Here is a 26,808-nt window from a genome sequence, read left to right on the forward strand (position 1 = left end):
ACGCATGGCCCTTTCCTCTATCTTTGCTCATAAAATGCGTTCTATTTTAACGATGTTAGGTATTATTATCGGTATTAGTGCCATTATTACTATCATTTCAATGGGTGATGGTACAAACGCAAAGTTTAAAAAAGAATTAGGCCAAGGAAAAGATAACGAAGTAACGATTTACTACAACAATCCTGATTACGGAACAGATAGTGCCAAAATCACACCTGATATGCTAAACCGTCTGCAAACTGTACCAGGCGTTAAAGATGTGTATCCAGACGTAAGTATGAAAGTAAAAGCATCTGCTGGTTCAAAAGATGTAAATCTTGATTTAAAAGGTGGAACAGGCGCCTTTATGACAGATTCGAAAATAAAATTAGTTCACGGTCGTGAATTAAATGACAGTGAATTAAACCAAGCAATCCCTGCTGTTATATTAAATGAAGAAGCTTTCAACAAATTATTTAGTAGTGGTTGGGAATCAAATCAATACACAGATATAAAAGGAAAGCCGTATAAAATAGTTGGTGTATACGAAACGAAAAACGACTTTGGAATGCCTATGCCTGAAGGTTATACATCACTTGAAAATGCGCCTGTCATTTCAGGAGTAAATGAGTATGACTCTGTAAGATTAACAATGACCTCTCCGACAGAACGTAAAAGTGTAGAAAAACAAGCCGTTTCTGTCTTAAACGAAATGAAAGCTCCTAAATTTGAGCACAAATTCGAAGCACAAGACTTAGGTGAATTTACGAAACAACTAGACGAATCAATCGGTATGATGAAAATGGTATTTGGTGGTATTGCTGCTATCTCCTTACTTGTTGGTGGTATCGGTGTAATGAACATCATGCTCGTATCTGTAACAGAACGTACACGTGAGATTGGTATTCGTAAAGCACTTGGTGCAACACGTGGTAAAGTATTAACACAATTCTTAATCGAATCTTGTATTTTAACAGGACTTGGTGGTTTCATCGGATTCATGCTCGGTATTTTCTTCGCTTGGATCGTCTCAATCTTTGCTGGATGGCCACTCGTTGTCTCAAAAGAACTTGGACTTCTTGCAGTAGGTATCTCCATGTTAATCGGTATTATATTCGGTTTACTACCAGCTAACAAAGCTGCCAAACTGGATCCAATTGAATGTTTACGATATGAATAAACAAAAACGTAGGAGTTTACACTCCTACGTTTTTTATTTATCTACTGAATTGAGTTTCTTCTATTATATATGTTTCACGTTACAACTATCATCCTAATACTCTTCATTATTTATAGGTACTAAGGCTATTATCTAATTCTATTATTGCAAAAATACTATGTAACAGACGAAAATCAAGGCGTAATTTTTTCCATACTTCGACTGATTTTGTAACAATTATACCGATATTTTATTAAATTTCACCTCATTTATATATTTTCACGCCTAAAAAGATTATCGTTTTATAACTAATTTTCCATTCAAACAGTAAAATATGCTACTTTCGTAACGCTATAGATATCACCTAGAAATATTACTGTAATATTATTAACGTTACAGTAATTGAAATACTACTCATTTTGTGTTTCATATGCCCTGATACGCCAAAAAACAACAAGGAAGCGCTATCAGGATATTTATGGAATTGTTACAGAATATTAATGCCCCGTTACGAAAGCTTTGTAATTTTATGTTTTTCGCAAATAAGAAAATAATGGTTGCTATAATGAGGTCAACGAAAACAAATGCAATGGAGGCTATTATGAAAAAATTTATGGGTATAGCAACAGCAGCGGTTTTTGGTCTTGGGATTTTCACAACATCTGCTAAAGCAGAAACAATCGTAACGACTGACGTACTAAACGTACGAGAAAACCCAACTACTGAATCAAAAGTTGTAGGAAAATTATTAGATGGATATAAAGTAAATGTTTTACATACAGAAAATGGTTGGTCAAAAGTTCAATTGAATAGCGGTAAAGAAGCTTTCATAAGCGCTGACTATACAAAAGACACTTACTACGTAACAGCAAACGTATTAAACGTACGTGCTGGAGCAAACACAGACTCAGAGATTCTTGGTAAGTTGAAAAAAGATGATGTAATTGAAACAACACACCAAGTACAGAATGATTGGATTCAATTTGAATATAACGGAAAAACAGCTTATGTTCATGTTCCTTACTTAACAGGTAAAGCACCAGTTAAAGTTCAACCAGTAGTTAAAGTTGAAAAAACGACTAATGTTCAAGATACAGCTAAAGTTCGTGAAGCAGTTAAAGCTCAGGAAGTAGCTGAAACTCAAGCAAAAGCTAAAGCTCAAGAAGCAACTAAAGCTCGTGAAGCGGCAGAAGCTCAAGCAGAAGTTAAAGCTCAGGAAGCAGCTAAAGCTCGTGAAGCAGCTAAGGCTCAAGCAGAAGCTAAAGCTCAGGCAGACGCTGAAGCTCAAGCAGAAACTAAAGCTCAAGAAGCGGCTAAAGCTCGTGAAGCAGCTAAAGCTCAGGAAGCAGCTGAAGCTCAAGCAGCGGCTAAAGCTCAAGAAGCAGCTAAGGCTCAAGCAGAAGCTAAAGCTCAGGCAGATGCTGAAGCTCGTGAAGCAGCTAAAGCTCAAGAGGCAGCAGCTGAAGCTCGTAAAGCAGCTAAGGCTCAAGAGGCAGCTGATCGTGAAGCGGCTAATAAAGTTCAAAAACCAGCTACACAACAACCTGTTGCAAAAGAAACTGAGAAAAACACACAATCTTCTTCTCGTGAGTTCCAAGTTGTAGCAACAGCTTACACAGCAGATCCACTTGAAAATGGTTATAAAGCAGGCGACCAAGTAAAATCAGCTTTAGGTCATAACTTAACAGCTAATCCAAACATGAAACTTATTGCAGTTGATCCAAGTGTAATTCCATTAGGTTCAAAAGTATGGGTTGAAGGTTACGGAGTAGCAATCGCTGGTGATACTGGTGGAGCTATTAAAGGTAATAAAATCGACGTTTTAATGCCAGATAAAGGTACATCAAGTAGCTGGGGACGTAAAACAGTTACAGTTAAAGTATTAAACTAGTTAGTAAAAAAGAGTCAGTCTCATCCTTGAGGCTGGCTCTTTTTTATGATTCTTACATTCTTTCTTTCTCTTGAAAGTAAGTAATGTTATCTCGAAGCCACTTCCTCTCCGACATAAACAAGTTTCCACGTTTTTTGTACACTTTATCAAATATCTTTAAAACTTCTTCATGATTAGCAAACTTATGTAAGAAACGAAGAGCAATGATAATCTCTGCTTCATCCGTAGGCTCTACTTCATTTTTACGTCTTCTAGCAACAATTTTATTCACACGTTCGCAAATTGGTCTCATTGCCATTTCGTCGCCATACGTATAAATAGCTCGAACAGCTTCATATTTCACCATCACATTTCTATCCTGTAAAGCTTCAATATAAACTATTTGTAAGTCCGATCCCCCTATTTTTGCTAACACCTCAATAACAGTTGAACGAACATAGGCACTATTACTATATAAAAGCTTTGTTAACGGCAGAATCGATTGATTTGTTCCAATCTCAAGCAAGGTATAACAAATATTTGTAATCTCATCTTTATTTTCTTGAGTATCCAGCAACTTTAGTAAAGCACTCTCCGCTTCTAATGATTTACATAACTTTAAGGAAGAAACTGCCCAAAAACGAACACTATCGTTTTTATGGTAAATATACGGAATAATTTTATTTGTATCACTTACTTCTGGCAATGTATAAATATTACTAAGCAGTTCACTTAACAAAGTCGGGTTTTGTTCACATTCCAAACAATCTATAAGATAATCAGCAATACTGATCTCTTTCGTATTAATAGCAAGTTTCGTCATTACATAATACATATCTTTCTTCATTGCTATTTTTTTTGCTTTGGTTACCTTCTGCTGTAAATAAGGAAACGTTAATAGGTCATCTAGCTCTTTTGCTTCATCATAAGCACGATGCCTAACCTCTGTATCTTCATGAGCCATCCCCCTTAATAAACCATCTATATACTCTTCCATCTCCTTCGCTCCCGTCAAAATCAAATCTATCTCTTTGCATTCTATATACGATAGACTACTATTTCAACATAAAAAAGAGGATGCCACAGCATCCTCTCCTTCTCTTCTCTATTCCACACAAGTAAACTGCGTCCAAGCTCCTACATAATCTAGTAAGAATAACTCCTCTTCCGCAATTGTACCGACGATATTTTTCCGTTCATCTATCGGCATTTCTTTCAGAATGATTTGCAGTTCACCTTTATACTTACCAAATGAATTGTTTCCAATTACAACTTGCCCTCTTTCCTGCAGCACACTTTCACGCACTGGGAAGTCATAATCTTTGTACTTTTTACGTACTTCTGTAGAACGTATCATATACTCTGTTATGTCGCCGCGTCTTACGTGTAATTCTTGCAGCGTGGCTCTCTTTTCTACTTCAGTCACTTCGCCTACAAAGTGCACTTTTAGCTGTAACATGTAGCGATTTAAGTTTCCTAGTTTTTCTAACTCTTCCTCACTCGCATAAGCATTTCCGATAATGACATCATCGATTAGCCCTGTTGCCCATAAATGCTTCGCTTGTACTTCAATTGGTAAATTACGATGCTCTTCTAACGTACATAATCCGTCGTTAATATCCCATGGACCGATGTTTGCAGCATGTGATGTAATAAAGGCTGCCGTACGAATACCGTGTTTTTTAAAGCGTTCACTACAGCGAATGAAATAATCATACGGAAGACCAGTGAATTTTTGCGGATAAAAATTATGGCAACCAATTAAAGCTGATTTATTCGCTTGATGCGAAAGAATATTTTCTAAGTACGCAATATCGTTACTTACATTTAACTCAATTTTTAAACCGTACGGATTATTCGTCATTTTCGCTTCAGTTAACCCGTCGAAGCCTACATCTAAACGAATACCGTCTGCGCCTAACTCCGCGAAGAATGATAAATCGCTATAACTAATACCAAGCTGATCAAACACAGCCGGAGCTACATCTAAAATAACTTCCATATTGTTATCTTTTGCGTGATTGATAATCTCTTTAAATTCAGCTACAATTTCTTCTTTCGGACGATTCACAGATAACAAACAAGTAAATATTCTTGAAAAACCGTGTCGTGCCGCTGCGGAAATATAAGCCATATCTTTTTCTTTCGTTGAATGTTCTGGGTAAAGTGAAATTCCTAATTTACGCTCCATGCTTTTGCATCTCCTTCATACGTTGTATTAATGCCATGCTCGTAAATCTATATTTTGCAGATAAACACGTTGCACATAAAATTGTCGGTACAATAATTACGTACGGTGATTGCAATCCTAACATTACATATGCACCCATTGAACAACCGATAAATAAAACTGATACTAGTAGTAACACTAATAAAGATTTACTTTGTACCCATTTCGAATAATGGGCAATACACTGTCCGACCACGAATGTAATTAAGATGATAATTGCTCCGAGCATTCTGTTTTCTCCTCTCCTGCTAATTGTTGTTTCTCATACATTTTGAAGAATGGATAGTAAATAACGAACGAGATAACAAAGTTAACAAGTACAAGTACACCAGCCATAATTGTCCAGTCCGTACTAATCACCGCTGCAATTGGTGCTAACATCGTAAATGGCAGTTTCGCCATCATGAGTGGAATCATACCTGAAACAACTGCGAAATATGATACTGTCGTTGTCACTAACGGTGTAATAACGAACGGAATAATTAAGATTGGGTTCATTACAATTGGTGCACCGAAAATAATTGGTTCGTTAATATTGAATAAACCTGGTACGAATGATAATCTACCTAACTCTTTTAGGAACTTAGATTTAGAGAACATAAACATAATTACTAAAGCTAACGTTGAGCCTGATCCGCCAATCCATACGAACCATTGAATGAATTGCTCTGTAAATAAGTTTGGTAACTGATGTGCATTTCCTGTAGCCGTGAACACTTCCATATTTTCAAGAATTGCTGAATCCCACATCGGACGAATAATTGGTCCTAAAATCGCTGGTCCATGTATACCGAATGACCAGAAAAACACGATTAAGAATACTGTTAATAAACCACCGAATAAATTATTTCCTACTAATACTGATTTTAATGGTGCGATTAAATATGTAATTGTTGTATTTACATCGAATTTCAAACCGTAGCGAATGCCCCAGAATAAAAGAATAACTGCTAACGTTGGAATTAATGCTGCAAACGAATTTGAAACTGCTGGTGGTACACTATCTGGTAATTTAATCGAGATATTATGCTTAATCATAAAATGATAAATTTCTACTGCAATTAATGCTGTAACAATTGCGCCGAATAAAGACGTTGCACTTAATGTTCCTACTGAAATATATCTCCCTGCATCAATAACACCTGGTACAGCTTTCGTAATTTGAATTGGTTCAACTGATGCTAGTAAAAAGGCGAGTACAGATAATAACCCTGCACTTAACTGATTGAGCTGATAAAAGTTCGCGAGCGAAGCCCCTACACCAAACGCTGCGTATAATGCCATTAGTCCTACTGTAAATCGGAATGGAATATCTAAAATATGGCGAAACGGTGCAATCCATTCCATATATGCATCAATTGGTAAATTTAAAAAGATAACGAAAAATGATCCGACGATCGTTAACGGTAATGTAGAAATAACCCCGTTTCGAATTGCTAATAAATGTCGTTGTCCTGCAATCTTTTGCGTTGTTGGCATAATCTTTTGTTCCATAAAACTCATAAACCCATTCATCAATAGCCCTCCTCTTTCTCTCTACTATAAAAGAATGAAATAAACTTTATAACATTATAATGTTTATATTTAAAAAGATATAATTATGCTAAAACTAATTGTTCTGCTTGCTTAAGCACTTTCAAACCATCACACATACCATAATCTCGTTGGTCTATAATCGCAACTGGTATATTGTATGAATTTGCAAGAAACTCTACAGCTGGAAATAAATATTTCACTTGTGGACCGATTAAAACGACATCTGCTTCCTTTATTTCAAGTTTCACAAGTTCTGAATCAACCGCCTTAATTTTATAATTCTTCCCCTGTTTCTTTGCCTCTTCTTGCATTTTTCTTACGACCATACTCGTTGACATACCTGCTGCACAACATAATAAAATGTACATCTTATACGGTCACTTTCTCTTCTACTCGTTTATGAAGAGCAATAAATTCTTCAGCCAGTTCTTTCACTGTAATTGCATTCATTAAATGATCTTGTGCGTGCACTAACAGTAAACTAATTTCTGCATGATTTCCTCTTGCCTCTTCTTGAATTAAATCCGTTTGAATACGGTGTGCTGCTGAAATTTCCTCACTAGCAAGTTTCATCTTTTCACCGGCATTCCCGAAATCTCCTTGTCTTGCAAAAGCAATTGCTTCAAGCGCCGCGCTTCTCGCATTGCCACCATGTAAAATTAACGCAAATGGAGTTTGCATATCAGCCATTTTAAATTCCCCCAAGCTATATGTTTTCTATATTTTTATCTTATTATGAAAACGCATACAATTAAACATAAAAAACTTCCGTTATGTAACGGAAGTTTTTATATACTTTTTCAAAATGATAATAAAATTTCTTGAAAATCTTCAATTACCTCGGTCTGAGTAAGTTTCTCTATCGTAGTTTGACTAGACATAATATCATATAAAAAATCATAAAGCCTTTGCAAATCTTCATTATTATTGCGCTTTACACTAAATAAAATAATTACTTGTACTTTTTTATCTCCCCAATCAACAGCCTTTTCAAGTGTGCAAAACATCAGAAAAGTTTCCTCACTTAATAACTGCATCGGATGCGGGATTGCAACTGAATTCCCAACCGCTGTCGGAGACGTATTTTCTCTTTCCATAACAGAAGCATAAAAGTTTTCTGGTACATAGCGTTTCTCAGCAGCTTTCTCACATAAAAACTGAATAACATCCTCTTTCGTAGAAGCATTATGATTTAAAAAGATTAAATCTTCCTTAATATAAGGCTGCACACTAGTATTCACATGCGTAAACAACCGCTGACCAATCGATTTAATCTCTTTTTCATCAAATATTGAATTCACTTTTATAACTGGAACAGGCAAACCACTCGGTATATGAATCGTACTAATAATACAATCTATTTTTTCTTTATAAAGATCTTCTACTTTCAATTGATAATAGCCTGTAATACCTACAATCTCTAATTTATCTCGGAACTGTGATAAAATTTTATATTTTAATAGTTGTGCACTTCCTTGACCAGTCGCACAAACTAATAAGCATCTTTTCTTTTGATTTTGCTCCTGCAAACGGCTCATCGCTCCGCCGAAGTGAATTGCAATATAACCAATTTCACTTTCAGGGATCGATTCACCCGTATATTCACCAATGATATCTCCAACGAGAACCGCAATTTCAAAAGCATACGGATAATTCTTTTTCACTTCTGCCAAAAGAGGATTTCTCGTATTTAGCTTATACTTCAAACGATTTAATAACGTTTTTAAATGAATACCAAATCCAAATAATAATTCTTCATCATAATAAAAAATAAGATTCCGTTCTTCCGCTACTTTAAAAAGAATATGTTGCATAAATGCATATATATCTTTCCCTAATAGCTCTTCTACATTTTCATAGCGATCTCTCGTTGTAACAGCAGTACTTAATAAATGCATCGTCACATATAATACTTCTTCTTCTGGAAATGAAAATTTCAACTCTTTCTCTAAATCTCCTAAAATCTGCTTCGCAATTGTATATTCTTTCTTTAGTATAAGTTCTGATTGCTCCGCATGCATTCCTTTTATATAATGTTGACTTTGACAACGCTTTAATGCGATTGCAATATGAATGACTAAATTATCAATTTCTATATCAGATAAATATATTGTTCCGCCTTCAATATACTTTAATATAATTGAACGAATGAGTGATATATGAGGTAGCGATAAATATGTCTCCGTCTGCTCAAATTGCTCATGAAACGGAGTATGATCATAACGCGGTAAACCATATTGTGATAAACAAGAACGAATATTAAATTCCTCTCCAACAATACGTATACCATAATACGGTCTCTTCTCAATTTGTAATTCATAGCAACCACATATATCTGTAACATCTTTCATAATTAAATTGACCGTTGATTTGCTCACATACATCTCTTCCGCTAATTCTGAAAGCTTCACATATCCCTCTGTCATTAAAACACGCTGCAGAATGTACGCTATTCTTTCTTCATAAGAAGTTGGGATCTTTTCCGTCTGTTTTTGAAATAGACTCACACAAAAGTTTTCAAATTTCTTCTTTTGTATAATTTCTAATTCGTACCCATTCCCTCTTTGCGATTCGATTTTCGCTCCATTTTCTTCCAATATATCATTTAATAATTTTATATCCTTTTGAATCGTCTTCGTTGATACATGTAAACGGCCTGCTAAAAAAGCTCGATTTAACATCGATTTCTCTTCTAAAAATTCCTCTAAAATAGAAATTAATCGCTGATGCACCTTTGTCATAGCTCTTCCTCTCGCTCTTTATATATAAAGGGGGAAAAGCTGCTGAAATCAGTAGTTTTTCCCCTTTATATTCTCTCTATTTCTTTAATGTAAATCCGAATTTATCCCATGCTTGTAAATAGTCTAGTAAGAAAATCTCTTCTTCTACAATTCGACCAACTACATTTGTTTTTCCTGTATTCACCATATCTTTTAATGCAATTTGTAATTCGCCTTTATACTGGCCATATTGTTCATTATCAATTAATAAATCTCCACGCTTAATTTCGCGCGTATTATGAGGTTTAAATTCTTCTTTTTTATATTTCACACGACTTTGTGTAGAACGAATCATATATTCAGATACATCTCCGCGATAAAAATGTGGTTCGTCTAATACGATAATTCTTTCTAGTTCTGTCGTTGTATCATATATTTCTATATCAAATGTTTGTTTCTCTTTATTTAATGCACCTAGTGCTTGTAATTCTTCTTCTGACGCATATGCGTTTGCAATAATAACATCATCAATTAATTCAGTCGCGAATAAATGCTTCGCCTGTGTTGTCATCGGTAATTCACGATGCTGCTCTAATGTACATAACCCTTCTGTTACTGGCCAAGGTCCGTATGTTGCATCAAATGATGAAATAAAAGCTGCCGTTCTCATACCGTAATCTTTAAATTGTTTCGAGCATTTAATGAAATGATCGTATGATAATCCTGAATAACGATGCGGATAAAAATTATGACAACCAATTAAATTTTCACGATTTGGTCTATGACTCATAATGTTATCTACATACTTCGTACCATTGCTCATATTAATCTCAATTTTCAAACCATACGGATTATAAGTCATAATTGATTCTTCTAATCCTGAGAAACCAACATCTAAACGAATACCGTACGCACCTAATTCATGGAAGAATGATAAATCATTATACGAAATACCTAATTGTTCAAAAACAGATGGACTAATATCAACTAATACTTGGAACCCTAATGCATTCGCATGAGAGATCGTTTCTTTAAATTCTTCTATAATTTTCTCTTTTTCTCCATCCACAGATAATAAACATGTGAACACACGTGTAAATCCATATTTACTTGCTAATGTTAAATACTCCTTATCTTTCTCTACTGTTGAATGTTCTGGATAAATAGAAATACCTAATCGTCTCATATGTACACGCCTCTTTCTTCATCATATTGTAAACCTTTTCAAATATATGTAGTGAAAAAGTATATATCCCCTTCTTGTTCACTACTCTTTTGAATCCGCTTTCTTTAAAGAAAAAACAATTTCTATCATTCTTAACACCTACAAGTCTATACATCTATACTTTACATCTTTTTTTCATAGTTGTGTAGCTTTTACACAAATTTGTCAGTTTTTCATCTTAAAAATTGTTATCCGTTTTCAAGACACCTTCCTTGACTGTTGCATTGGCCAATACATATACTCGAAAGAAAAGAGAAAACTTTATATAGGGGATGAATATATGGGAGAAGCAATACTCGTAAAACGAGAACCGTTATGGACGAAAGAGTTTGTTGCTTTAATTTTTGCAAACTTATGTATGTTTTTAGGGTTTCAAATGTTAATTCCAACCTTACCTGTTTATGTGAAAGAAATTGGTGGCACAAGTTCCAATATCGGATTTGTTGTCGGCATGTTTACCGTTGCGGCACTTTTTGTTAGACCGCTAACTGGGAACGCCTTGCAAAAATTCAATAAAAAAATCATTTTAATGATCGGCACTGCTATCTGTTTACTCGCTATGGGCAGTTACCTTTTCGCCTCAACTATCTTTCTCTTGCTTGCTGTTCGTATTTTACACGGAGCTGGTTTCGGTATTACAACGACTACATATGGAACTGTCGTTTCTGATTTAATTCCCTCAGCTCGCCGCGGAGAAGGCATGGGATATTTTGGCCTTTCTGGAACAATTGCAATGGCCCTCGGTCCACTTATCGGACTATGGCTTATGCAAACATATAACTTCACAATTCTTTTTTTATGTGCATTATCGTGCACAATTGTTTCATTAATATTAACGAAACTACTTCAAATCCAAAAATCGAAACAGCCTCCACAACAATCATCTAGTACTTTTCTCGATGGATTTATTGAGCGTAAAGCTTTACTTCCTTCATTATTAATATTATGTATTACATTAATGTACGGAGGAATCGGAAGTTTTATCACTCTATTTGCTACAGAAGTCGGCATAGCTGATATTAGTCTCTTCTTTTTATGTAACGCACTAGCAATCGCTGTAACTCGTCCATTCTCTGGAAAGCTATATGATGCGAAAGGCCATACATTCGTCATCATTCCGGGAGTTATTATAACTTTTACAGGCATTATTTTATTGTCGTATACGACGACAATTCCGAGCTTAATTATTGCTGCAGCATGTTACGGAAGTGGTTTTGGAGCGATCCAACCTGCACTACAAGCATGGATGATTGACCGCGTAGCACCGCATCGACGCGGCGTAGCAACGGCTACATTCTTCTCCGCATTTGACCTTGGAATCGGCGCTGGAGCGATTATATTTGGATTTATTGCTCATTTTACAAACTATGCAACTGTATATCGTTACTCCTCTCTATTACTTATTGCTTTTCTCTTCATTTACATTACAAGCATAAGAAAACAAAAGCATGGCGATAAAAACACGGAAAAAGCTGCTGGATAATTCAGTGGCTTTTTTATCGTGTTAAAAGAATTATTTCCCCTCGTTTTGCTGTTATAAAACTACATGCATTTTCCTACATATTTTTTTAACATTCATCAAAAAATATACGATGAACTCGCAGACGCTTTCCTTAATATTCGACTGAACAATATTATTCTAAAAAGTGTGATTTCTTTACAAAATTAAGATTTATACAAGATAAAAACCAATAAAACACAGCTGTTTCTTTAAGGGATTGTAAACTTTTCTTCTCTTTGTAAATTTAGTGTAAATTTTACTAGCAAACCGTTTACAGTGCCTCAAGGTTCAGTTAATAATTACATCGTACATGAAATTTAAGGAGTGGAATGCGTGGAATATAATGTTCAAGATATGATCTTCCAGTTCATTGGTGGATTAGGTATTTTCTTATTCGGGATTAAATACATGGGCGATGGACTGCAACAAGCAGCTGGAGATCGTCTTCGCGATATTCTAGATCGTTTTACAACAAATCCACTTATGGGTGTACTAGCAGGTATGTTAGTTACTGTATTAATCCAATCCAGTTCAGGAACAACTGCTTTAACAGTCGGACTTGTAAGTGCCGGATTTATGACATTAAGACAAGCAATCGGTGTTATTATGGGTGCAAACATCGGTACGACAGTTACTGCATTTATTATCGGAATTAAAATCGGAGAATATGCTCTCCCAGTTATGGCAATTGGAGCAATCTTACTATTCTTCTTTAAAAATAAAAAAGTACATTCTGTAGGTCAAGTTGTATTCGGTTTTGGTATGTTATTCTTCGGTTTAGAATTAATGAGCGCAGGTATGAAACCTCTTCGTTCTTTAGAATCATTCCAAGAATTAACAGTTAGCATGAGTGATAATCCAATTTTAGGAATTGTTGTTGGTACAGTCTTTACTTTAATTGTACAAAGTTCAAGTGCAACTATTGGTATTTTACAAGAACTATTCGGTCAAGGGGCAATCGATTTACAAGCAGCTCTTCCTGTATTATTCGGTGATAACATCGGTACAACAATTACAGCTGTATTAGCAGCAATCGGTACTTCTATTGCCGCAAGACGTGCAGCATTAGTTCACGTTATCTTTAATATTATCGGTACAATTATCTTTACAATTTTATTAGTACCATTTACAAGTTTAATTCAATATTTCCAAACATCATTAAACTTGAATCCAGAAATGACTATTGCATTTGCACACGGAACATTTAACGTAACAAATACAATCATTCAATTCCCGTTCATTGCAGTGTTAGCATGGATCGTAACAAAAATTATTCGTGGTGAAGATGCAGCGATTGACTTCAAACCACAACATTTAAATCCAATCTTTATTGAACAATCTCCAGCCATCGCTTTAACTGAAGCTCAAAAAGAGATTATCCGTATGGCTGAGTTCTCATTACATGGATTAAAAGAAGCAAATCAATTTTTAAATACACAAGACAAAAAACACGCAAACATGGCTACTCAATTAGAAGGAGCTATTAACAATTTAGATAAAAAAATTACCGAGTATTTAGTTTTACTATCAGAAAAGCCACTTTCACCTACGGATTCTGAAAAACATTCTGTTTTAGCAGGTGTTGTTGGAGATATTGAACGTGTCGGTGATCATGTAGAAAACCTTGTAGAACTTGTAGATTTCCAAATTTCAAACCGTGTTTCACTATCAGATGAAGCATTAGCTGAATTAAACGAAATGCTTGAGTTAACAATTTCAACACTGCAAGACTCAGTTGAAGCTTTAACAAACTTCGATACTGAACTAGCTCAAACTGTTATTGCAAAAGAACGCAAAATCGACCAAATGGAACGTGTTCTTCGTAAACGTCACGTATTACGTCTAAACGAACGCAGCTGTTCAGGTGATGCAAGTATCATCTTCGTCGATATGGTAAGTAACTTAGAGCGCATTGGCGATCACGCTGTAAATATCGCTGACGGTGTTTTAGGTGAACAAGGAAAAATCAATTTAAAACAATCATTATAATAAGAAAGAGACGCTAACGTAAGCGTCTCTTTTTTCATTATATTTTAACAACTGTTCTTCCTTTTAACTTTCCTTGCAATATAAGTGTAAACTTCTTCTCTAATTCTTCTAATGTACATTCTTCTATATAAGACAGTAACTCTTTATTTCCCCATTCATTCGCTAAAAGCGTCCAAACATCTCTTCTCACATCTACTGGACATTGCACGGAATCTACCCCTAAAAGGCTTATGCCCCGTAAAATAAACGGATATACCGTTGTTTGTAGTTCCTGACCTGCCACATTACCGCATGTCGTTACACAACCACCATACTTTACTGTTTTTAAAGCTGTTTCTAACATACGTCCACCTACAGTATCAATAACTCCGGCGTATATCCCTTTTAACATCGGTCTTCTTGATTCATCATTCAATTCCGCGCGATGAATCACTTTTTTCGCTCCTAGACGTAGTAGCATATCTTTCTCTTCCATTTTTCCTGTCGCTCCTACTACGTTAAACCCTAACTTACTTAATATACTAACAGCTACACTCCCTACGCCGCCTGTAGCACCCGTTACTAAAACATCTCCCATATTAGGCTTGATTCCTGCTCCAATAAGCTTATATACCGACAAAGCCGCAGTAAAACCTGCTGTCCCATACATCATACTTTCCTTTAATGACATTCCTTCTGGTAAAGGCACGACCCAAGATGATGGCACGCGAATATATTCTCCGAAACCACCAGAGGTATTCATACCTAAGTCATATCCCGTTACAATAACTTGATCTCCTACCTTAAAAGAGTTATCTTCACTACTCACAACTTCTCCTGCAGCATCAATTCCCGGCGTATGAGGATATGTTCTCGTAACACCTTTATTACCAGTAGCTGAAAGAGCATCTTTATAATTTAATGAAGAATAATGAACTTGTATGATTACGTCTCCCTCAGGTAAACTACTTACTTCTCTCTCAACAACTTTACTTACAAACTGATGATTTTCCGTTTCATTCACAACGATTGCTCGGAATAATGTATGATTCATTATGCTCTCTCCTTTATCCGTCAAATTCTTCCTTATTATATAGAAAAAATAAGTAAGCTTACTCATTTCTTCTTGGCTATATTTCAACAAATCTTACTTCCCTATCACTTTCTCATAATATATATTTTCATTTCTACTAAAAGCCCTTATACTTATTCTACATCTGACAAATAATATATAGAAAATCTGACTTTTTATAAATAAATTGAATTTTTACGAAATGTAAATGATTTGTAATGTTTTTTTTCGCTAAATTTCATTATAATAAGTGGATATGAGTGTCGTATTTCAATCCAAATGAAGGAGTACAGGAAATGGAGCAAAACCCATCTTTGCAAGAAAATACACGCAGTAACCCGAAAAAAAATAAGAAAAAAATAAAAGTTATTATAAGCGCTATACTATTCGTTTTATTAATAGGCGGCGGTTATACTTGGTTTTTAGTAAATAAAGCATCTTCTGCTGTTCGAAATGCCGCACACGATTTAGCACGCGGTGATAAATCTGATTTACGTGATAAAGCTGTTAAACCTATTACGAACAATGTCTCTGTTTTAATAATGGGTGTTGATGAAAGCGATGTCCGAGGAAAAGAATATGGTGACGCTATAAGAACAGATGCGCTTTTACTTGCAACTTTTAATAAAGATAGCAAAACTGTTAAACTATTAAGTATCCCACGTGACACATATACTTATATTCCAATAGAAAAGAAAAAAGATAAAATTACACACGCTCATGCATTCGGTTCTGCTAAAAACGGAAAAAATGGTGGACCACAAGCAAGCATTGATGCAGTTGAAAAATTAATGAATGTTCCTGTCGATTATTTTGTAAAATTCAACTTTAAATCATTTATAAAAATCGTCGATGACTTGGGCGGTGTTGAAGTTGATGTACCAGTTGAATTTACTGAGCAAGATAGCAATGATAATGCAGAGGCAATTCACCTAGAAAAAGGTGTTCAAAAGTTAAATGGCGAAGAAGCTCTTGCTCTTGCTAGAACAAGACACATCGATAGTGATGCAATGCGTGGACAACGTCAACAACTCGTTATCGAAGCTATTTTAAAGAAACTAACAAGTGTTGGTTCTGTAACAAAAGTTGGCAACATCATTGATGATATTAACGGACAATTCGTTACAAACTTAACATTTGATGATATGCTTTCATTCTATAAATATGGATCGGATTCGGAAATTGAGAAATTACAAATCCAAGGTGATGATTGCTATATGGCAAAAGGTGACGATACTTGTAGCAAATCTGCTGGTGGTGGTCGAACTTACTACTACAATCCAGATAAAAAAGAATTAGCTAATGTTACAAATGAACTTCGTACTCATCTTGGGCTACCTGCATATACAAAGTCTGACTCAAACTCTGATTCGAAAAAGACAAAAGAATCTAAGTCTGAAAATTCAAGTGAACGCGAATCAAATAACAATGAAGTGAAAAATAAGAACAAAAATAGCAGTGAAGATACAGAAACATCGTCTAATGACAATGAATAATATAGAAGCGGTTCTCTATGGAGGTAGAGAACCGCTTCTTTTTATTCTTCCAAATATAAAAATCAGAACTTTCTAACTATCTTTTTTAATATTTTTAAATTATAATAAATAGTAGCAATCTATTCCAATTATCAGGGGGCTCATACATATGAAAGCTGCAGTAAAACATAACATCTCAGATTTTAAAGACTACTTAAAATCTAACGATATATACATGGAAGAAAATATAGATGAAAATGATGGCTCTGTTCATTTTTCAGTAGGATTAGAGACTGAAGCTGGCGCAAAGATTCAACTTATCGCTGCTTTCCAAAACGAACATCCTACGGTGGATATATACTGCTTCAATGTTGCTCACGTGCCTGATGCAACATCAACAAATGATATTTTACATGTCATCAATGAATTAAATACATCTTATCGCTTTGCAAAATTCACATTAAATAAGCAAAATGCAATTGATATTTCAACATCTCTTGCATTCTCAGAACCAAACTTTAATCCAGCACTTGTCTTTGAACATACGAGAATGCTATATAAATTAGCAAATGACGAATATAAAAACTTAATGAAAGTTATTTGGGCATAAAGTAAAACTATAATCCGTTAGGTTTACGGGCAATAAATAAAAGGATGGGCTGTAAGCAGCACCATCCTTTTATTTTGATATCATATCGATCCACATTTTAACAGCAGTGCCTACAATTAAAGTGGACAATACATATTGCAGTACTTTTTGATTTAGCCTCTTCCCGACTCGTGCTCCAAGTGGCGCAGCAAATATACTGGCAACCGCAATAATTAGAGCTGGAATGATAACTACTTGCCCAGTAACCATTTTTCCTGTAGTAATCCCTATTGAGGAAATAAACGTAATAGCGATAGATGTTGCGATCGTCATGCGCAGTGGTAATTTTAAAATAACTAGCATAATGGGAACTAAAAGGAACGAACCTCCAGCTCCTATAATGCCTGAAGCTCCCCCTACAACGAACGCTAACAAGCTTGCTAACCATTTATTATACTTCACATCTCCACTATTATTTTGTTTCGGTACAAACATCATAATAGCTGCAATTGTAGCTAATGCTGCATAAACAACATTGACTGTATGTTCCTCTAATATGTTAGCACCGAAACTCCCTATGAAGCTTCCTATTAATATACTAGCTCCCATATACATAACTAACGTTTTATTCATGTCATTACTTTTCCGGTATGCCCAAGCGCCTGCAAAAGTTGCAAAGAATACTTGTACCGCTGTAATACCGCTCACTTCATGTGATGTATAGCCAGAAAATCCTAGCAATACCGGAATGTATAAGATCATCGGATAATTAATAATCGCACCGCCAATTCCAACCATTCCTGATATAAACGATCCTATAAATCCAATTATAAAAAGTAATACGACTAAGCTCATCTTACATCCCCTCCCTTCTAGAAAGAAGATGAATTAAATGAATAAGTTTACATTCCCATCCGAAGCATCTGCTAAATAAGCTCCTACTCCTGCAAACTCTACCCCTTCCATAATCTCTTCCTCTTTTAACCCTAATAAATCTACTGTCATTTGACAAGCGACAAGTTTAATCCCCTGTTCTTTCGCCAAATCGATTAAATCTGGTAAAGGCATCGCATTATGTTTTTTCATAATACCTTTAATCATCTTTGGTCCCATACCTGCAAAATTCATTTTTGATAATCCCATCTTATCCGCACCGCGTGGCATCATTTTTCCAAACACTTTTTCTATAAAAGTTTTCTTTACCTTCACATGCTCATCTTTCCTTAAAGCATTTAATCCCCAAAAAGTATGAAAAATAGTTACCTCTTGATCATACGCCGCTGCACCATTTGCAATAATATAAGCAGCCATTGCTTTATCATAATCTCCGCTAAATAAAACGATTGTTGTTTTCTTCTGTTGTTCCATGTTGTTCTCCCTCCGATTACCTATAGGGGTATTTTATCATTTATAAAAAGGCTCAAATCATGTATCCCTGTACTATACGACTTTACCTTCCCATGCTAACATACCACCTACCATATTAATTGCTTGAAAACCGTAGCTCTCTAAAAACTGAACTGCTCGTGCACTTCTTCCGCCAGAACGACAAACGATAATATATTCCTTCTTTTTATCCAACTCATGCATACGAAACTCTAATAGTCCTAGTGGAATATTACACGCTTCTGGAATTTTCCCTTCGGCTACTTCTTCTACTTCACGTACGTCCACGATATTTACTGCTTCTTTACGTAACAATTTTTCTTCTAATTCTTTTGCTGTCATTTCTTTCATTTTAAAGTCCCTCCTCACAAAGCATTCATACCACCTGAAACGTTTATTACTTGCTGAAACCCTAGTTTTTTCAACATCTTTGCAGCTTGCTTACTTCTCATTCCACTTTGGCAAATAACGATTACTTCCATATTTTTATCTAACTGACCTGCTCTACTAGCTAACTCATTTAACGGGATATTCTGAAATCCTTTCATATGATTTCCTCTATATTCACCTACTGTACGAACATCGATAAGTTGTTTCCCCTTTTTTTCCACTATATTCTTTAATTCTTTTCCGCTGATATTTTGCACACCTTTCACTGGTAAAAAGCGCGAAATAACAAACCATGTAGCAAGTACCATGAAAAGCGTACTTAATATTGTGTTCATATAACTCCCCCTCTACATTTATAAAATTATTTCTTTACTACGCCTTCTTAATCCAAAATTTCAGCACATCAGCTTCTTCTACATGCTTTACGATTTCATGACCACCTTTATTTGCCCACGCTGGAATATCCTTAACTGATCCTTTATCCGTTACATGCACTTCTAACACTTCTCCAGTTTGCAAAGTATCCATCGCTTTCTTCGTTCTTACAATCGGCATTGGACATGCTAAACCTTTCGCATCTAATACTTGTTTTATATTCATCATCAATTCCTCCAATTTGTTATTTTTATAATGACTCATGCACTGCACAACGATTTGGGCCAATCTCCATTTCACGCTCTTCTTCCACACTCGGATGAATTTTCCCCATATTCGTTTGACGAATTTCTTCATATGCATTTGGCTGAGGTGGTAAGTTTTCTGTTACAACTTTACGGAACTCTCCCTCATCCTCAATATTTAATCCTGCATTATGCTCAAATAAATCTTTTAATTTTGCACTAACGATACCACTTTCGTTCATTTCACTTATTTTTGAATAATGAGCCGGTAACACAACTAAATTTTGAGATAGCTCTTTATATCGGCTATACAAAGTATTACGTAAATCACTCACCCAATCTTCAGCCTTACCAGCAAGATCAGGACGCCCAATTGAATCTACAAATAAAATATCGCCTGATAATAAATAAGAATCATCTACAATGAATGACGTACTTCCAATCGTATGCCCTGGTGAGTATAATGCGTCAATTACAATTTTAGTACCCCCCACCGTAATAACAGATCCTTCAACAAGCGGTTCGTATGAGAAAACAACTTCCTCTGCATCTTTTGGTGGTAACCAATACGTACCACCTACCTTTTCCGCTAACTTACGTCCTCCGGAAATATGGTCTGCATGTAAATGTGTATCCATTACATTCGTAATCGTAACGCCATGCTCTTTCGCAAATTCTTCATATGCTTCAACTGTTCTTACTGCATCAATAACTGCTGCTTCACCATTTGAAACGACCATATAAGATAAACAGCCTTTTCCAAGGCGGTTAAACTGATACATACTTCCACCATTTTTTAAATCTCCAACTTTTATAGGCTTTACATATTCACTCCAAGCCTTCATGCCACCAGCTAAATAATAAATATTTTCTAATCCAGCCTCTGTTAATTGCTCTGCCACAAATATAGAAGACCCTTCTTTTGCACATACTACTAAAACATCTTTATCTTTAGGTAATTCACTTACAATATGATCTACACCATCTAACAAGTCAAAGTAAGGTCTATTAATAGAAGAAACTTGTTTCCCTTCAATTTTCCAATCTTCATAATCCGCCTCATTACGAACATCTAAAATGAATAACTCTCCGAATAACACTTTCTCTGCCACATCTTTTGCTTGTAACGGTTTAACACTCACTCTATTACCCCCATAGGTATATTTTTATTCAAAAAAATTTATTTCTCTATATTCCCTTGCCACTCTAACATACCTGGAATGACATTTTTCACATTTGAATAACCTTTCTCTTTCAACATTTGGCAAGCTATATCACTGCGATTACCAGTTCGGCAAATAACATAAATTTGCTTCGTCTTATCTAATACTGCGCTGTCTAATTCACCTAATGGTACTGAAATGGCGGATGGAATATGACCAAAAGCAAATTCCGCTGCTTCGCGAACATCTAATACAATGCTCTCTTCTCCATGAGACAATATAGACTGTAATTCTGCATTCGTAATTGTATGTGGATATTTCACAATTTCATTCACTTCATGCTCGTTTGCTTTCCTAACATAATGCACCAATACATTATCCTCGTGTTTCGTCCCGATATATTGATGTCCTACTTTACCCGCCCAACTTTTTATATCTACCGTAGATCCTTTATCTGTTGCCTGAACTTCAATTACTTGCCCTGGTGCTAATCCTTCTATCTCCTTCTTCGTTTTCACAATCGGCATCGGACAAGCCAACCCTTTACAATCTAAACTCATATCCACTTTTATACTCATAATTGATTCCTCCACAACTTATATACATATACCTGTATGGGTATATTAAAATGTTTTTGAAAATCTGTCAACAATTATGTCTGACAGATTATCGGCTTTTTACAAGTAATTGAACAGCTTCTTTAATTAACTCTTCATTTGAAGCATTACCGCTTTCAAACTGCTCACGCAAACATTGCTCTAAATTTGTCCCAACAACAAGTCCAATTGTACGATCAAGTGCAGAACGAGATGCCGTTAACTGTGTAATAACCTCTCGGCAATCTTTTCCTTCTTCCATCATACGAAGTACACCACGAACTTGACCTTCAATACGTTTCAATCTATTTTTCATATCTTGATTATATTCCATTCTATAATCACCTCATTACCATTATGTCACTATTTATAACCTATGACAATATATTATACCCTATAGGGTATTTTGTAAACCCCTATTTTTAATATTTATCTTATATGTTCACAAAACAAGAAGTGAAACCTTACTATATAGGCTTTCATCTTCCACCAAATTTTGAAGTGGAAGATGAAAAAATATTAATATACAACACGTTCTGGTACTACTGTTCCGTATAATTTAAAGCCACCATCTAAGTTCTTTACCTTATATCCTTTTTCCATTAACATGCGCGCTGCAACATACCCTCTCATACCAAGTTGGCAAGTGATATATATTTCTTTGTCCATTGGCACTTCATCCAATCGATCACGTAATTCATCTAACGGAATATTAATAGAGTCTTTAATCATTCCCTGTTTTAGTTCATTAGGCTCTCGAACATCAATAAGATATCCACCATTTTTAACAATGTGATCTATTTCATGCCATTGCACTGTGTCCACAAAACCATCTACTATATTACTTGCCGCATACCCCACCATGTTTACTGGGTCTTTTGCAGAAGAATAGGGCGGGGCATATGATAATTCTAAATCCGGCAAATCGATTACAGTTAAGTTTGCCTTCATTGCCGTTGCAATAACATCAATACGCTTATCTACACCATCACGCCCTAACGCCTGCGCTCCATAAATTTTTCCGCTTTCTTTATTAAAAATTAATTTTATTAGCACAGGCGTAGCATTCGGATAATATCCCGCATGAGAATTTGCCTGTACATGTACTACCTCATAGGGTATATTTAGTCGTTTTAATATTTTCTCATTCACTCCAGTCGAAGCAACTGTTAAATCAAAAACTTTAGCCACAGAAGTTCCCATCGTACCTTTATATAAAGAATCCGTATGACCATGAATAATATCTGCTAACATGCGACCTTGACGATTAGCTGGCCACGCTAAAGGAATCATCGTTTCTATTTCTGTAACAAAATCTTTCACTTCAATCGCATCACCAATTGCATATACATATGGGTCAGATGTTTGAAATTTCTCATTTACCTTTATCGTTCCTCTAACTCCCAATGCTAATCCTGCCTCTTTCGCTAAACTACTCTCTGGTTGTACACCAATTGCTAAAATAATCATATCTGTTTTTATAACTGAGCCACTTTTTAAACGTACAATAGCCCCGTCTTCTTCTAACGCATCTACACCATCTTCTAAAACAAGCTCAACATTGTGATTTCTCATATGTTCATGTACGTATGCTGCCATTTCATAATCGATTGGTGGCATTACTTGATTCGCCATCTCTACAAGAGTAACATCAATCCCGCGTTCTCTTAAATTCTCAACCATTTCCACTCCAATAAATCCTCCACCAATAACCGTCGCATGACGTGGTTTCTTCTCATCAATATACGCTTTTATACGATCTGTATCAGGTACATTTCGTAACGTAAACAACGCCTTCGCTTCTTCAATGCCCGGAATAGGTGGAACAATTGGTTTCGCCCCTGGTGAAAGAATCAAAACATCATATTCCTCGTTATATGTTTCATCTGTAGTTACATTCTTTATCGTAATTGTTTTCTCTTCTTTATTAATCTTTACAACTTCACTCAATACACGTATCTCTAAATTAAAACGTTTTGACATCCTTTCAACAGTTTGTACTAATAACTTTTGTCTTTCTGTAATGACACCGCCAATATAATATGGCAATCCACAGTTTGCGAACGAAATGTATTCACCGCGTTCAACCATAATAATTTCATCTTCCTCACTTAAACGACGAAGCCTTGCAGCTACTGATGCCCCGCCAGCAACTCCGCCTACTACAACAATTTTTCTAGACATATTTCAAACCTCCATGTTATTTATTATTTAATTTCCTCATGCATTAAACAAAAACCTATACCTGTATGGGTATATGATAGAGTATAAAAAATTTAATTTCAATCAGTATGTCTTTCTTTCACAAATTTGAAACAAATAAAAAAGAACTTAGATACCTCCAAGTTCTTTTGCGTATAGTTCTATAACTTTCTGCACGATTAAACCAATGTATAAATACGTGTTTTGAAAATTTAAATACACCTGTATTTAAATTTTCAAAATCAATAGCTTCTTCACATAAGGTTAAATCCATTCCACGTAAAATTCTTTAATGCCACAACCTGAGAAAACGAATCCCAATGGACTCTTTTTCTACAATGATATATTTATTTTTTTCGTTGCATCTCTATCATTAATCATAACCATCTGCGTCTCGTTATTTGGCAAAAATACGATATATTTTCCCTTTCTCACATTCCTCCAAATAACTTTTCCTTCTTCGTCTGTTTTCCCTATTGAGATCCCAATTTCTTTACTGGGTTCAGGTGATTCGTCTTTCATAAGTATAATTTCAAAATCTTTTATTGGCTGTTTTTCTTTATTTTTCACGTGAAAAGTTACAGAATTAACAACCTTACTAAACTTCTTTTCATTATTTACTATATAACTAGTCATTACGATTATGACCAATACACAAAATAAAATCCATAAAAGCTTATTATATTTATTCAGACCATTTTTTAAGATTATTAAAAACATCGTCTGTCACCCGGTTTCCAGAATTCCAAGAATTACTTCCTACTGTATGGGTAGCTATTATTGTTACACCCGTACGAGAATAGTCATGATATACAGGTGCTCCACTTTGACATCCATAAGTGTCCATCCTATATGTTAAAATTCTAGGACTAGTGCCTTCAATTGGTCCATAATCTGTCCACATAGTATATTTTTCATTTCCTACTTTATCACATGGATACCCTGGAACTACTGCGAGTAATCCCTTTGGAGACTCTACATTAGTAGTTCTATATCCTAACCAACCTGTATAATCTCCAGGAGATCCATTTAATTTAATGGCTCCATAATCAAATTCCGAATCTCCATCATCAGTCCATCCACTTACTGAATAAAGCTTTGTCCAACTATAAGGCAAATACGGTGCTTGGTCTCCATTTCTACCAGGAGTCACAATAACATTTTTTGCCCATCCACCAAGCTTTTTATTGTAAACACAGTGCCCAGCTGTAAATACTGTATCTTTACTAATTAGCGCTCCTGTACACCCATAAACCTCTTGTCCATTAAATTGAATTACTAAGTGTACTATAGCCCTATAAGGATACAAAGTTGTATTAGTAACTCTAATTCGATCATCTCTTCCTATTACAGAATGTGTAAGGATATTAGATGGATAATTAAAATTACTGTCTCTTAATAAGTATCCCCAATCTTCCCCACCATGTTTACGCCCTTCAAATGAAGGTGAAACAAGATCTTCTCCCCTTCGATCATTACTATACAAAGATTGTTCTTGAAAAAGTACACGTTCTCCCTCATTTGAAACTGATGTCCACGGTACATCTTCTGCATACACCTTCTGATTCACCAAAAATACTGTACAAAAAAAGATAAAAAGAACACCAAAACTATAAAGAGCCAACCTACATCTTATAGAAATAAAGCTATCCAACATAACTTACCTCCTATACAAATGATAGCGAACAATTGAAGATCCCTTTATAAATTCTAGTTTTTCTTTTTTTAGAAGTCAATGTAATTAATAATGATTATCATTATTAATTACATTGACTTAACAAAATCAAACAATGAGTCATATTCTTTACTCTGCGTTCAAAAATCTGTCTCATTAAAGTTTCACCCTATTACATAAATCCATAACCTTTTTCACAATCAACTCCGCAGTATTCTCTCCCGGTGGCATTAACAAATTTGTAACTGTTCCATACACAATAGGACTTAATTCTACTTCATATCCGCCATATGCATATTCGTCTTTTGTCGGTAAATAACCAAGATATCCGTTCATATATCCACCAAAGAAAGCCAATTCATTTTGAAGGCTCTCTTTCATTGCTAAGGCAGTTTCTGAAAAAGGTTCCATCGGTATACCTGAAAACATACCATCATTAACTTGAAACAGTTGAACTTCTAAATCTATACGTAACTTCCGAATACCTTGCCTATATTTCTCTAATACGATAGCAAGCCATTCATCCGTATTCACGCCCCACTGCTTCTCGGCTAATCGAGCCATGCTTCGTATCTCATCAATTTCAGGAATATCCTTCAACTTCATTTGCATCATACTTGAAACTGTCCTTAATTTTACAATTGGACTATATGTAACTGTTGGTAACATCGTTAATACATGTCCACTAAGTATGTAAGCCATTTGTTTTAACGCTTCCCTTGAACCGCGATATTTCGCATTCACATTTCCAGCGGCACCTTGAACGATAATAATAGGACAGTTCACTAACTTCTCTAGAATCTCTCTCGTCATTCCAGGATAATCCGTTGATAATTCATCACTATCACCTTTTAAAACATTCGGATGCGCAGTACAAAACACTAAAACCCCAGATAACTCCTTCGTTTCAGCATCTCTTATTGCTAACATGCCAATTCGTTTATCGACAACACCATCTATATTTGTTCCCATCTTTGCTTTTCCATCAGATGTTCTCTCTCGTCGGTTTACACCGATATCACCTGTCGTAACACCCCATCCAACTTCGCATCGCTTTAAATTGTTATTTGCAGTAACAGCACCATGTACTACATTATTTACTAAAATCATTTTATACGACTGCACTAGCGGATCATCACCGACTGTCTCTGGACCGGAATGCGTATGAGTATAAACAACCGTTATTCGCTCAAATGGCACATGAAGGCTACTTGCTACTCGCTCACGAATCATATTCGTATCTTCTACTAACATCCCAATATTATCGATACTTATAAACACAGTTTTCATTTCATCTTTTTCAAATACAAAAACTGTCCCATAAATACGCTCTTCAATATTATTTATTCCTGTCTCTCTATGATATCCGACAAAATCAATACCTACAGGCGGCGTAATATCAACCTTACATACCCCTATTTTGCTCATTTAAATCACTCCATTTCTCTATAT

Annotated in this window: 27 protein-coding genes; 6 read left to right on the forward strand and 21 right to left on the reverse strand. The window is 35.4% G+C overall.

The window, feature by feature from the left end; genetic code table 11:
• The first annotated feature begins 4 nt into the window (after window positions 1–4).
• Both QCI79_RS08920 and entC read left to right on the forward strand, forming a co-directional pair.
• The gene (locus tag QCI79_RS08920) at window positions 5–1,159 is read left to right on the forward strand and encodes an ABC transporter permease (RefSeq protein ID WP_001986269.1); all 1,155 of its coding nucleotides are present in this window, start codon (window positions 5–7) and stop codon (window positions 1,157–1,159) included.
• Window positions 1,160–1,616: 457 nt separating this feature from the next.
• Window positions 1,617–3,029, forward strand: a complete 1,413-nt coding sequence (gene entC / locus QCI79_RS08925; protein WP_000421970.1) for a cell wall-binding protein EntC — start codon at window positions 1,617–1,619, stop codon at window positions 3,027–3,029.
• A gap of 52 nt (window positions 3,030–3,081) precedes the next feature.
• Here entC and QCI79_RS08930 read toward each other — a convergent pair whose 3' ends face one another.
• The 8 genes from QCI79_RS08930 to QCI79_RS08965 all read right to left on the reverse strand — a co-directional run bounded on the left by QCI79_RS08930 (window position 3,082) and on the right by QCI79_RS08965 (window position 10,680).
• Window positions 3,082–4,005, reverse strand: coding sequence for a HEAT repeat domain-containing protein (locus QCI79_RS08930; RefSeq protein ID WP_000393384.1), 924 nt, complete (start codon window positions 4,003–4,005; stop codon window positions 3,082–3,084).
• Between the two features lie 108 nt (window positions 4,006–4,113).
• Window positions 4,114–5,199, reverse strand: coding sequence for a DUF871 domain-containing protein (locus tag QCI79_RS08935; protein WP_000440057.1), 1,086 nt, complete (start codon window positions 5,197–5,199; stop codon window positions 4,114–4,116).
• Window positions 5,189–5,467: a hypothetical protein gene (locus QCI79_RS08940; RefSeq protein WP_000900047.1), complete on the reverse strand. Its 279-nt coding sequence runs from the start codon at window positions 5,465–5,467 to the stop codon at window positions 5,189–5,191. The genes QCI79_RS08935 and QCI79_RS08940 overlap by 11 nt, the downstream gene beginning before the upstream one ends.
• Window positions 5,443–6,753: a PTS sugar transporter subunit IIC gene (locus QCI79_RS08945; RefSeq protein WP_001013053.1), complete on the reverse strand. Its 1,311-nt coding sequence runs from the start codon at window positions 6,751–6,753 to the stop codon at window positions 5,443–5,445. The genes QCI79_RS08940 and QCI79_RS08945 overlap by 25 nt, the downstream gene beginning before the upstream one ends.
• An 83-nt stretch (window positions 6,754–6,836) precedes the next feature.
• A complete protein-coding gene (locus QCI79_RS08950) occupies window positions 6,837–7,142 on the reverse strand; it encodes a PTS sugar transporter subunit IIB (RefSeq protein WP_000275642.1) in 306 nt (101 codons plus the stop codon).
• A gap of 1 nt (window position 7,143) precedes the next feature.
• On the reverse strand, window positions 7,144–7,464 hold the full coding sequence (locus tag QCI79_RS08955) for a PTS lactose/cellobiose transporter subunit IIA (RefSeq protein WP_000774631.1): 321 nt from the start codon (window positions 7,462–7,464) through the stop codon (window positions 7,144–7,146).
• Between the two features lie 110 nt (window positions 7,465–7,574).
• Window positions 7,575–9,515 (reverse strand): BglG family transcription antiterminator, encoded by a 1,941-nt coding sequence (locus QCI79_RS08960; RefSeq protein ID WP_000169792.1) that lies wholly within the window; start codon window positions 9,513–9,515, stop codon window positions 7,575–7,577.
• A gap of 76 nt (window positions 9,516–9,591) precedes the next feature.
• Window positions 9,592–10,680 (reverse strand): DUF871 domain-containing protein, encoded by a 1,089-nt coding sequence (locus QCI79_RS08965; protein ID WP_001253348.1) that lies wholly within the window; start codon window positions 10,678–10,680, stop codon window positions 9,592–9,594.
• Between the two features lie 319 nt (window positions 10,681–10,999).
• Between QCI79_RS08965 and QCI79_RS08970 the strand changes: the two genes are divergently transcribed.
• Together QCI79_RS08970 and QCI79_RS08975 are read left to right on the forward strand one after the other, a co-directional pair.
• Window positions 11,000–12,202 (forward strand): MFS transporter, encoded by a 1,203-nt coding sequence (locus QCI79_RS08970; RefSeq protein ID WP_000503237.1) that lies wholly within the window; start codon window positions 11,000–11,002, stop codon window positions 12,200–12,202.
• Window positions 12,203–12,553: 351 nt separating this feature from the next.
• Window positions 12,554–14,209, forward strand: coding sequence for a Na/Pi cotransporter family protein (locus QCI79_RS08975; RefSeq protein ID WP_000456270.1), 1,656 nt, complete (start codon window positions 12,554–12,556; stop codon window positions 14,207–14,209).
• Between the two features lie 37 nt (window positions 14,210–14,246).
• Here QCI79_RS08975 and QCI79_RS08980 read toward each other — a convergent pair whose 3' ends face one another.
• On the reverse strand, window positions 14,247–15,242 hold the full coding sequence (locus tag QCI79_RS08980) for a YhdH/YhfP family quinone oxidoreductase (RefSeq protein WP_001016931.1): 996 nt from the start codon (window positions 15,240–15,242) through the stop codon (window positions 14,247–14,249).
• A gap of 314 nt (window positions 15,243–15,556) precedes the next feature.
• On the opposite strand from QCI79_RS08980, the gene QCI79_RS08985 reads away from it, so the two are divergent.
• Both QCI79_RS08985 and QCI79_RS08990 read left to right on the forward strand, forming a co-directional pair.
• Window positions 15,557–16,756 carry an LCP family protein gene (locus QCI79_RS08985; RefSeq protein ID WP_000437430.1) on the forward strand — a complete coding sequence of 400 codons (1,200 nt, stop codon included), beginning with the start codon at window positions 15,557–15,559 and terminating at the stop codon, window positions 16,754–16,756.
• A gap of 148 nt (window positions 16,757–16,904) precedes the next feature.
• Complete coding sequence (locus tag QCI79_RS08990; RefSeq protein WP_000642362.1) at window positions 16,905–17,345, forward strand: hypothetical protein; 441 nt, start codon at window positions 16,905–16,907, stop codon at window positions 17,343–17,345.
• A gap of 69 nt (window positions 17,346–17,414) precedes the next feature.
• Here QCI79_RS08990 and QCI79_RS08995 read toward each other — a convergent pair whose 3' ends face one another.
• The 12 genes from QCI79_RS08995 to QCI79_RS09050 form a co-directional block, all read right to left on the reverse strand.
• Window positions 17,415–18,179 carry a sulfite exporter TauE/SafE family protein gene (locus tag QCI79_RS08995; RefSeq protein ID WP_000060715.1) on the reverse strand — a complete coding sequence of 255 codons (765 nt, stop codon included), beginning with the start codon at window positions 18,177–18,179 and terminating at the stop codon, window positions 17,415–17,417.
• A gap of 33 nt (window positions 18,180–18,212) precedes the next feature.
• Complete coding sequence (locus QCI79_RS09000) at window positions 18,213–18,692, reverse strand: DsrE/DsrF/DrsH-like family protein (RefSeq protein ID WP_000437728.1); 480 nt, start codon at window positions 18,690–18,692, stop codon at window positions 18,213–18,215.
• Between the two features lie 72 nt (window positions 18,693–18,764).
• Window positions 18,765–19,061, reverse strand: a complete 297-nt coding sequence (locus QCI79_RS09005) for a rhodanese-like domain-containing protein (protein WP_000661796.1) — start codon at window positions 19,059–19,061, stop codon at window positions 18,765–18,767.
• A 14-nt stretch (window positions 19,062–19,075) separates the two neighbouring features.
• Window positions 19,076–19,435 carry a rhodanese-like domain-containing protein gene (locus QCI79_RS09010; protein WP_001092326.1) on the reverse strand — a complete coding sequence of 120 codons (360 nt, stop codon included), beginning with the start codon at window positions 19,433–19,435 and terminating at the stop codon, window positions 19,076–19,078.
• A 37-nt stretch (window positions 19,436–19,472) separates the two neighbouring features.
• Window positions 19,473–19,703: a sulfurtransferase TusA family protein gene (locus QCI79_RS09015; protein ID WP_002100774.1), complete on the reverse strand. Its 231-nt coding sequence runs from the start codon at window positions 19,701–19,703 to the stop codon at window positions 19,473–19,475.
• Window positions 19,704–19,725: 22 nt separating this feature from the next.
• The gene (locus QCI79_RS09020) at window positions 19,726–20,862 is read right to left on the reverse strand and encodes an MBL fold metallo-hydrolase (protein ID WP_000114057.1); all 1,137 of its coding nucleotides are present in this window, start codon (window positions 20,860–20,862) and stop codon (window positions 19,726–19,728) included.
• Window positions 20,863–20,900: 38 nt separating this feature from the next.
• Window positions 20,901–21,461: a sulfurtransferase TusA family protein gene (locus QCI79_RS09025; RefSeq protein WP_000023994.1), complete on the reverse strand. Its 561-nt coding sequence runs from the start codon at window positions 21,459–21,461 to the stop codon at window positions 20,901–20,903.
• 88 nt (window positions 21,462–21,549) lie between these two features.
• Complete coding sequence (locus QCI79_RS09030) at window positions 21,550–21,813, reverse strand: metal-sensitive transcriptional regulator (protein ID WP_000456205.1); 264 nt, start codon at window positions 21,811–21,813, stop codon at window positions 21,550–21,552.
• Window positions 21,814–21,998: 185 nt separating this feature from the next.
• The gene (gene cdr / locus QCI79_RS09035; RefSeq protein WP_000087605.1) at window positions 21,999–23,663 is read right to left on the reverse strand and encodes a CoA-disulfide reductase; all 1,665 of its coding nucleotides are present in this window, start codon (window positions 23,661–23,663) and stop codon (window positions 21,999–22,001) included.
• A gap of 351 nt (window positions 23,664–24,014) precedes the next feature.
• Window positions 24,015–24,401 (reverse strand): DUF2606 family protein, encoded by a 387-nt coding sequence (locus QCI79_RS09040; protein ID WP_000478587.1) that lies wholly within the window; start codon window positions 24,399–24,401, stop codon window positions 24,015–24,017.
• On the reverse strand, window positions 24,367–25,338 hold the full coding sequence (locus QCI79_RS09045; RefSeq protein WP_000887282.1) for a trypsin-like serine peptidase: 972 nt from the start codon (window positions 25,336–25,338) through the stop codon (window positions 24,367–24,369). Before QCI79_RS09045 ends, QCI79_RS09040 begins: the two co-directional genes overlap by 35 nt.
• Window positions 25,339–25,512: 174 nt before the next feature.
• Window positions 25,513–26,784 (reverse strand): neutral/alkaline non-lysosomal ceramidase N-terminal domain-containing protein, encoded by a 1,272-nt coding sequence (locus tag QCI79_RS09050; protein ID WP_000034549.1) that lies wholly within the window; start codon window positions 26,782–26,784, stop codon window positions 25,513–25,515.
• Window positions 26,785–26,808 lie beyond the last annotated feature (24 nt).

This window comes from Bacillus cereus group sp. MG1, assembly GCF_040460035.1.
Classification (GTDB): domain Bacteria; phylum Bacillota; class Bacilli; order Bacillales; family Bacillaceae_G; genus Bacillus_A; species Bacillus_A cereus.

What these genes read in the sequence shown, in the direction of transcription:
- QCI79_RS08920 (WP_001986269.1), top strand. Translation starts at nt 5, where the DNA reads ATGGCCCTTTCCTCTATCTTTGCTCATAAAATGCGTTCTATTTTAACG.
- entC (WP_000421970.1), top strand. Translation starts at nt 1,617, where the DNA reads ATGGAATTGTTACAGAATATTAATGCCCCGTTACGAAAGCTTTGTAAT.
- QCI79_RS08930 (WP_000393384.1), bottom strand. Translation starts at nt 4,005, where the DNA reads ATGGAAGAGTATATAGATGGTTTATTAAGGGGGATGGCTCATGAAGAT.
- QCI79_RS08935 (WP_000440057.1), bottom strand. Translation starts at nt 5,199, where the DNA reads ATGGAGCGTAAATTAGGAATTTCACTTTACCCAGAACATTCAACGAAA.
- QCI79_RS08940 (WP_000900047.1), bottom strand. Translation starts at nt 5,467, where the DNA reads ATGCTCGGAGCAATTATCATCTTAATTACATTCGTGGTCGGACAGTGT.
- QCI79_RS08945 (WP_001013053.1), bottom strand. Translation starts at nt 6,753, where the DNA reads ATGAATGGGTTTATGAGTTTTATGGAACAAAAGATTATGCCAACAACG.
- QCI79_RS08950 (WP_000275642.1), bottom strand. Translation starts at nt 7,142, where the DNA reads ATGTACATTTTATTATGTTGTGCAGCAGGTATGTCAACGAGTATGGTC.
- QCI79_RS08955 (WP_000774631.1), bottom strand. Translation starts at nt 7,464, where the DNA reads ATGGCTGATATGCAAACTCCATTTGCGTTAATTTTACATGGTGGCAAT.
- QCI79_RS08960 (WP_000169792.1), bottom strand. Translation starts at nt 9,515, where the DNA reads ATGACAAAGGTGCATCAGCGATTAATTTCTATTTTAGAGGAATTTTTA.
- QCI79_RS08965 (WP_001253348.1), bottom strand. Translation starts at nt 10,680, where the DNA reads ATGAGACGATTAGGTATTTCTATTTATCCAGAACATTCAACAGTAGAG.
- QCI79_RS08970 (WP_000503237.1), top strand. Translation starts at nt 11,000, where the DNA reads ATGGGAGAAGCAATACTCGTAAAACGAGAACCGTTATGGACGAAAGAG.
- QCI79_RS08980 (WP_001016931.1), bottom strand. Translation starts at nt 15,242, where the DNA reads ATGAATCATACATTATTCCGAGCAATCGTTGTGAATGAAACGGAAAAT.
- QCI79_RS08985 (WP_000437430.1), top strand. Translation starts at nt 15,557, where the DNA reads ATGGAGCAAAACCCATCTTTGCAAGAAAATACACGCAGTAACCCGAAA.
- QCI79_RS08990 (WP_000642362.1), top strand. Translation starts at nt 16,905, where the DNA reads ATGAAAGCTGCAGTAAAACATAACATCTCAGATTTTAAAGACTACTTA.
- QCI79_RS08995 (WP_000060715.1), bottom strand. Translation starts at nt 18,179, where the DNA reads ATGAGCTTAGTCGTATTACTTTTTATAATTGGATTTATAGGATCGTTT.
- QCI79_RS09000 (WP_000437728.1), bottom strand. Translation starts at nt 18,692, where the DNA reads ATGGAACAACAGAAGAAAACAACAATCGTTTTATTTAGCGGAGATTAT.
- QCI79_RS09005 (WP_000661796.1), bottom strand. Translation starts at nt 19,061, where the DNA reads ATGAAAGAAATGACAGCAAAAGAATTAGAAGAAAAATTGTTACGTAAA.
- QCI79_RS09010 (WP_001092326.1), bottom strand. Translation starts at nt 19,435, where the DNA reads ATGAACACAATATTAAGTACGCTTTTCATGGTACTTGCTACATGGTTT.
- QCI79_RS09015 (WP_002100774.1), bottom strand. Translation starts at nt 19,703, where the DNA reads ATGATGAATATAAAACAAGTATTAGATGCGAAAGGTTTAGCATGTCCA.
- QCI79_RS09025 (WP_000023994.1), bottom strand. Translation starts at nt 21,461, where the DNA reads ATGAGTATAAAAGTGGATATGAGTTTAGATTGTAAAGGGTTGGCTTGT.
- QCI79_RS09030 (WP_000456205.1), bottom strand. Translation starts at nt 21,813, where the DNA reads ATGGAATATAATCAAGATATGAAAAATAGATTGAAACGTATTGAAGGT.
- cdr (WP_000087605.1), bottom strand. Translation starts at nt 23,663, where the DNA reads ATGTCTAGAAAAATTGTTGTAGTAGGCGGAGTTGCTGGCGGGGCATCA.
- QCI79_RS09040 (WP_000478587.1), bottom strand. Translation starts at nt 24,401, where the DNA reads ATGTTTTTAATAATCTTAAAAAATGGTCTGAATAAATATAATAAGCTT.
- QCI79_RS09045 (WP_000887282.1), bottom strand. Translation starts at nt 25,338, where the DNA reads ATGTTGGATAGCTTTATTTCTATAAGATGTAGGTTGGCTCTTTATAGT.
- QCI79_RS09050 (WP_000034549.1), bottom strand. Translation starts at nt 26,784, where the DNA reads ATGAGCAAAATAGGGGTATGTAAGGTTGATATTACGCCGCCTGTAGGT.